The following is a 4,702-nucleotide window of genomic DNA, read 5'->3' on the forward strand; positions in this document are numbered from 1 at the left end:
TCGAAAATCTTTATTACTATTAGGGATAGGTTCAGCACAAATAGATTTAATCCTTCCGAAAAACACGTATAAATCTGGTGAATGCATAAATGGATATTTCTTGATTAAGGGTGGTACCCTTTCGCAAAGAATAAGGAGGATCGAATGTGATTTAATTATGGATACTCATTCTACCGGTATTGACGAAATCCTTAAAACGAGCACCATTTTGTCTTCAAGAGAGATAAATTCAGGGGAAAGCAATGAAATTCCTTTTAACTTTTGTCTGCCTATATTGAAAGACCCTTATAAGCAAGGGGTTTCTTATCGTCTTAAAACGAGACTGATACTGGATAAAGGGATAATAGGCAAGGATGATGACTGGATTTTCATCGATTCTGAATAAAGTGGAAACGGAGGTGGGAACATGAATATCTTGAAATTTACTGAGCTTGCCATGGATTATTTGGAAGAATTTCTTTTATTGAGGCTTTTTATATTAGCTTTACTGTTATTGGCGGTTTATTATATTTTGAATAAAATGGTTGAATGGTTCTTTAAAAGGTCCAATTTTTTTGAGGAGGAAGTCGAAAAAACGATACAGGGGGTTACTCGTTCTTCTCTTAGGTACGGCATTTCCGCGCTTTTCCTTATATATTTGATTGGACAGTTTATAGACCTTAAAGGAATTTTAGCTGGAGCTGGGATTTTAGGGGTCGTTATCGGATTTGCCGCTCAGCAAATGCTTAAGGATATCTTATTGGGATTCGTAAGGCTTTCAGATAATGAATTCCGAGTGGGGAATTTTGTGACATTCAATGGGACAAGTTCTGGGACGATTGAGGAAATCGGTATCCGGTTCATGCAGATCAGGGAATGGTCAGGAAAACTACTGACAATCCCACATAGTGAAATTAGGACGATTCAAAATTTCAATAAAGGGAGAATGCGAATCATTGAACGTGTTACAGTAAGTTACCAAGAAAATCCTGAAAAGGTAATACGGCTGTTGGAAGATATCTGCCATATCTGTAATGAGAAGTATGGTGAAACACTTCTAAGGCTAGAGGATGGTACACCTGAAGAGGACTTTAGATATATTGGCATTACGGATTTAAATCCGAATCTTAAATATGTTTATGAACTATGCATAGTGGGACTTGTTAATCCTGAACATTACTTTGAAACAGCGAGAAGTGTGAGGTTTGAAATGATGACAGCTTTACATGAGCATCAAATTAAAGTGCCATCTGCCCATTTGCTTGTTCAAGGCAATCCTAATCATGAACGTATTTTGGAAAACTGAAAAGAAGAAGGGATAGGTCATGATAAATTGGGGGAGAAGATAACAGAGGGAAGAAGCATGACTAGCAGTAATCATTTGTAACCTATGGATATAAAAGCGCTTTCTTTTAAAGGAAGTATATGAAAGTTGATTGGAACGTAGAGAACTTGCTTTCCGTGGGCGGTCCGCCCTCGGAGCATTAACGGCTAGGGGGCTTGGCAGACAATCGGCGGAAAGGGAGCTGATTTCTGAAAACAAATGGAACTTTTTTTGTTTAAAAAAACACAAACAAACTCGCTTATCTTCAAGTTTGTCTACAGTTTGGGCTTTCTTTTATTTCTTTTAAAGGAAGTCCATTTTTTATACAATATGTCGAAAAACCCTGCCCAAAAAATGGGGTGTTTTTATGGATTTCACCTTGATTTATCAGATTAAATAGATTATTATGGAAATAGCATAAAATGGAAGGGTGACCTTTAAACAATGATCATTTAATCCTATTCTTCAAGAAAAAAATACGTGCTAAATACGAACTTTTTTCTGGATAGGATTAGTCTGTACATTAAAATACAAACAAAGATCATTGTGTTCCGTCCATTAGGGATATTTTGCTCTGTTAATTTTGTATTGTACTGCCTCCTGTCCAGATATCTCACAGGAGGTTTTTATATTGGGGAAACATACATCCGTAACATTGAGTAATAAAGAGCCTAACATATTTAAAAATCGTGTATTCCGGGCCATTATCTTATCAGGCTTGTTTTTACAAATAGGGATATGGGTACGGAATTTTGCAGTTTTGTTATTCGTCATGGAAAAGACAAACGGGAATGCCTTTGCCATCTCCATGATATCAGTAGCGGAATTCGCGCCCATTTTTATTTTTTCATTTATTGGAGGGACGTTTGCTGACCGCTGGAGTCCGAAAAAAACGATGGTTTGGTGTGATATATTAAGTGCTATATCCGTTTTTGCGGTGCTTATCTCGCTTATCTTCGGCAGTTGGAAAATGGTATTCTTCGCAACTTTGATTTCGGCGATACTTTCTCAGTTTTCTCAGCCATCAGGCATGAAGCTATTTAAAATGCATTTGCCAGAAAGTCAAATTCAGACAGGGATGTCTGTTTATCAGACCGTCTTTGCAGTATTTATGGTTTTAGGTCCGATTCTCGGTACATTCGCCTTCCAATCATTCGGGATAAACATTTCGATTGCGATTACTGGCCTGGCGTTTTTACTTTCAGCTGGTGCACTCGCCTTTCTTCCAAAAGATTATAAACTGAATGAAGAGACCGCAAAAACAACGATATGGCAGGAAATGAAAAGCGGAGTGAGGTATGTGTTGCGAAAAAAGGAACTAAGTTTGCTTGGTTTATGTTTTTTGGCAGCCGGGCTCGGACTTGGTTTCATTCAGCCGCTCTCTATATTTCTTGTTACAGAACAACTGGAACTGCCTAAGGAAAATTTGCAATGGTTATTTATGGTGAATGGGTTTGGCATGATTTTAGGTGGAGCCGGTGTGATGATTTTCGCCAAAAAGGTGGCACCTCAAAGATTATTAGCTTTAGGAATGCTTGTGAATGCCATTGGATTAGCGGTAATGGGGCTTTCAACAAATCTTTGGGTTACACTTACAGCCGAGTTCTTTAATGGGCTAATGCTGCCTTGTATTCAAATCGGGATAAATACATTGATATTACAGAGGACCGAAGGCGAGTTCATCGGAAGGGTCAATGGAATCTTAAGCCCGTTATTCACTGGGTCGATGGTGTTGACCATGAGTGCAGCAGGCGTCCTGAAAGAGCAATTTTCACTCGTCGCCATATTTGAAACAGCCGCTTTCTTTTTTATTCTAGGGATGTTTTTCATTTTGCCATTGTACAATCAAAAGGCCGAAACAAAACCCCTGGAAATTCAATCATAATTATCTTGAGTGTGCAAACACCTAAATACAGCTATAGCCATAAGAAAAGCAGCCAATTTTGGCTGCTTTTCTTTATTTTTTCTTCTGACTGTTATTACAACTGACGAAATTTGGATTTACAATTATTTTTAGAGTACTGGTAAATGCTAAAAATGGACTTATTGGTACTTATGCACTTAATTTTCAAAAGTCTGGTGAATAAGGAGATTTTATCGGTTATTTTGATCAATAGTTTGAGTCTAACGAATGCTTTTAGGGCGTCTTTTCCTTCTACAGCCATAGGCGATTTCATATGGTGATTATTAACATTGTAACTTACTAGGAATTCAGGTAGTATATCAATACAAGCTGCACTGTTCGTATTGATAATAAAGTTTTAACCTTTAAGCTGTAATAGGGAGTTTTATATTGAATCAGGAATGTTATGCCTCGTCACTGACTTGGACAACAGGATTTTTTCTGCAAACACCCACTTTGAGGAGTGGTGGTTTAAAACTTTCTTACTGAATACGGCAATGGCGGCTTATATCTTTAAATGTTCAAACCGGTCTCGTTCTGAGGCCGGTTTTTTGCTGTTTTCCGATTTGTAATGATTATCCATTTTTTGAAATTTTCATTTTGATCAGCCTAAAAAAAACAATGTTGATAACTCTTGCTTATTAAATGTTTACTCTTGCTTCGTATACCGGTTGGCATAACTTGAAGCGACGAAAGCATTGGGTTTGATTTTCGGTTCCACGCCCATGGATTCCATCCTGGCTACCATTTCTTTTACAAATTCACTGGTTTTGTTCCGCTTCCCAATCCCGATATCAATGTGCCCTTCCATTGTGAACGTTGCCCCTTGATATACGGCAGGCAGTACAATATCGATTAATTGATTTTTTCTTTCTTCCGTAAACAATGATACGATCTCCTCTGTTAACGACAATTCTTGGGAAATTCGTTCATGCAAATGCAGCATCCTTCTAGGAATCATCACTTTTCTTATACAACCCCAAACACCATTTCCGACCTGCCGTATCACGATGCCAGTAATGAAAACCGTATGCTTTTTATGTACTTGTGAATCTGTACCGACCATTAAGCGATAATCACCGGAAGGATTTAATTTCATGAACTCAACAATATGAACAAATACATCTTCAAATGACATGTCTTTTTTCTGAAGGTTTTGAAATGGAATGTTATGAAATGGATATTGCGTCATATTATTGCACCCAACCTTTCCCCGGATATAATCAAATTATTAATTATCTCATGCCGCTCATAACACATCATATGAAGGGGGTCCTTGTTTCGTGCGGTGGGAAGTACCCGCAACCTATAGAATGCAGTCGACAAAAGTTAATCTCGCTGAATAGCTATCACCTCAAGTTTTAATTGTTCTATTTTAAACAAAAATGACTCTAGGCAAAAGGTTGTTCTACCCTAATGTTAAAACAAAGTTGATTGGAGCGGGTGTACGAGACTCCTGCTTAGAAAAGCGCGTCCAATGGAGACACCCCGTAGGT

General features: G+C 37.9%; 4 protein-coding genes and 1 other RNA gene. 4 read left to right on the top strand and 1 reads right to left on the bottom strand.

Going from position 1 to position 4,702, the window contains the following annotated elements:
* The 4 genes from ACFVSH_RS23025 to ssrS all read left to right on the top strand — a co-directional run.
* Positions 1 to 385, top strand: a 385-nt coding sequence (locus tag ACFVSH_RS23025) for a sporulation protein (protein WP_387708023.1), incomplete at its 5' end; no start/stop codon positions are given.
* Positions 386 to 406: 21 nt separating this feature from the next.
* Positions 407 to 1,285, top strand: coding sequence for a mechanosensitive ion channel family protein (locus tag ACFVSH_RS23030; protein ID WP_387708025.1), 879 nt, complete (start codon positions 407 to 409; stop codon positions 1,283 to 1,285).
* Between the two features lie 649 nt (positions 1,286 to 1,934).
* The gene (locus tag ACFVSH_RS23035) at positions 1,935 to 3,188 is read left to right on the top strand and encodes an MFS transporter (RefSeq protein ID WP_387598675.1); all 1,254 of its coding nucleotides are present in this window, start codon (positions 1,935 to 1,937) and stop codon (positions 3,186 to 3,188) included.
* A 342-nt stretch (positions 3,189 to 3,530) separates the two neighbouring features.
* Positions 3,531 to 3,717, top strand: a non-coding RNA gene (gene ssrS / locus ACFVSH_RS23040) — 6S RNA.
* A gap of 138 nt (positions 3,718 to 3,855) precedes the next feature.
* Here ssrS and ACFVSH_RS23045 read toward each other — a convergent pair.
* On the bottom strand, positions 3,856 to 4,398 hold the full coding sequence (locus ACFVSH_RS23045; protein WP_192204854.1) for a ribonuclease H-like YkuK family protein: 543 nt from the start codon (positions 4,396 to 4,398) through the stop codon (positions 3,856 to 3,858).
* Positions 4,399 to 4,702: the final 304 nt, after the last annotated feature.

Origin of the sequence: Peribacillus sp. NPDC058002, from assembly GCF_042886655.1 — a bacterium.
GTDB classification, from domain to species: Bacteria; Bacillota; Bacilli; order Bacillales; family DSM-1321; genus Peribacillus; species Peribacillus aracenensis.

Bases quoted from the DNA above. Each gene is read 5' to 3' on its own strand.
- ACFVSH_RS23030 (WP_387708025.1), top strand. From the start codon at position 407: ATGAATATCTTGAAATTTACTGAGCTTGCCATGGATTATTTGGAAGAA.
- ACFVSH_RS23045 (WP_192204854.1), bottom strand. From the start codon at position 4,398: ATGACGCAATATCCATTTCATAACATTCCATTTCAAAACCTTCAGAAA.